Origin of the sequence: Ruminococcus sp. CAG:330, from assembly GCF_000437175.1 — a bacterium.
Taxonomy (GTDB): Bacteria; Bacillota; Clostridia; order Oscillospirales; family Ruminococcaceae; genus Ruminococcus_C.
The window spans coordinates 1-1,784 of record NZ_FR897996.1 but is presented as its reverse complement, the minus strand read 5'-3'; the positions used below and the strand labels follow the sequence as shown (position 1 = coordinate 1,784).

General features: G+C 53.2%; 2 protein-coding genes. One reads left to right on the top strand and one right to left on the bottom strand.

Annotation, left to right across the window (positions count from 1 at the left end; translation table 11 throughout):
- Positions 1-104 precede the first annotated feature (104 nt).
- Positions 105-929: a sigma-70 family RNA polymerase sigma factor gene (locus QZL66_RS01285; RefSeq protein WP_022409959.1), complete on the bottom strand. Its 825-nt coding sequence runs from the start codon at positions 927-929 to the stop codon at positions 105-107.
- A gap of 303 nt (positions 930-1,232) precedes the next feature.
- On the opposite strand from QZL66_RS01285, the gene QZL66_RS01280 reads away from it, so the two are divergent.
- Positions 1,233-1,763, top strand: coding sequence for a CarD family transcriptional regulator (locus tag QZL66_RS01280; RefSeq protein WP_022409958.1), 531 nt, complete (start codon positions 1,233-1,235; stop codon positions 1,761-1,763).
- The last annotated feature ends 21 nt before the right edge of the window (positions 1,764-1,784 follow it).

The following is a 1,784-nucleotide window of genomic DNA, read 5'->3' as shown; positions in this document are numbered from 1 at the left end:
GATTTTGAAAACGTTCCGGTGGAACGTTTTCAACGGGATTAGCTGTCCCTGCAAAACAAAAGGACACGGTTTCCCGTGCCCCTATGAAGCGCATCTCTCTCCTCTCACACTTCCAGCGCCATTCGATTCTTTGCACCCCAGCATTGCAGCTTCCGCATCGCACGCTGTTCCAGCTGCCGTGCACGCTCCTTACTCACCTGAAAGGTTTTTCCCACCTCTTCCAGCGTGCGCTCTGGCATACCGTCCAGCCCATAGCGCATGGTGATGATCCGGCGCTCCCGCTCGTCCAGCTGTGCCATCAGCGTTTCGATCAAAAGCCGGCGGCTTGCGATTTCCTCCGGATTTTCCACGTTCTGGTCTGCCAGCAGTTCCTGCCGTTCCGTTGAACCGTCCAGCGCCACCATCTCGTTCAGGCTTCGCAGCGCCGACATGGGTTCCACCTGACAGACGCACTCGTGCACTTCTGCCGCTGTCACGGTCACGCCGTTCTCGGAATCCTCTGTCATCTGCGCCGCCAGCTTCTGGTAGTCCACGCCGGAAAACGGATCACGGTAGAGCATCATCCTGTGGAGCCGGTCATGGAGATGAACGGGAATCCGTACCACCATACCGTTGTTCATGATCTCCCGCTGCACCGCCTGCCGCACGTGAATCCATGCATAGGTGGCAAACCGGACATCACAGGACTCCCGAAACAGCTTTGCCGCCCGCAGCAGCCCCAGCTGTCCGGCTGCCCACAAATCCTCCAGCTCCAGGGAAAGGTAGGCGTACCGCTTCCGCTCCCGCCATGCGATGGTGTGGATCATGCCGTCATTCTGCAGCAGCAGCTGCGCCTGGGCATCCTGATTTCCCTGCTGCACCAATATGCACAGTTCTTCGTTGGACATGGCGGAAAGATTCTGTCTGTTCTGTTCTTTCTGGGTTGTCATGATGTTTCTCCTTTCCTTTTTGACCGCCTCCGGCAAACGCCCGGAAGGGCATTTCGGTTTCTCTTTGATTCTGGTTCCATTATAGCAGTTTAGTTTTTCAGAATTGTACCAACTGCAATTCTTTTCAAAAAAATCCGAAATTTAGCGAAATGCACCGAAACGGCGGGCAAAATTCTGAAATAGTGCACAATTTTATCAGCGGTGTTTTTGGCGAAAATCCCTCTGGAATTTCCTGTCAGATTGTGGTATAATTGAAAAAGAAAGAAAAACAAAGAAAAAACCTTGAAAGGAAGGCTGCATTTTATGGAAACCACAGACAAACACACCTACCAACCAGACGACTATGTTTCTTACGCCGGCTCCGGCGTCTGCCGTGTCATTGGTCAGGAAACCCAATCCCCAGACGGCATACAGGAAATCCAGTACTATAAATTACAGCCGCTGGACAGCAAAAACTCCACCTATTATGTGCCAGTGGAACACGCAGAAATGCGCCTGCGGCCGCTGCTGACCAAAGAGGAGATCTACCACCTGATCGACGAGATTCCCGCAGAGTCGGAAGAAGCGTGGTGCACCAACAGCCGGGAACGCCGGAACCAGTTCCACACAGTTCTCGGTGGCGACGACAATCGGGAGATCATCCGCATGATGCGGACACTGCATCAGGAACAGGAGCGTAAAAAGCACGCCGGACACAAACTCTCCTCTGCCGATGAGAGCGCTATGTATGCCGCAGAGAATCGGGTGTATCAGGAATTCGGTCTGGTGCTGGGCATTCGTCCGGAGAAAGTTCACGACTTCATCTTAAAGCATCTGGAGGCATCTAACAAATAAGAAACGGCAGCCGGAACAAAA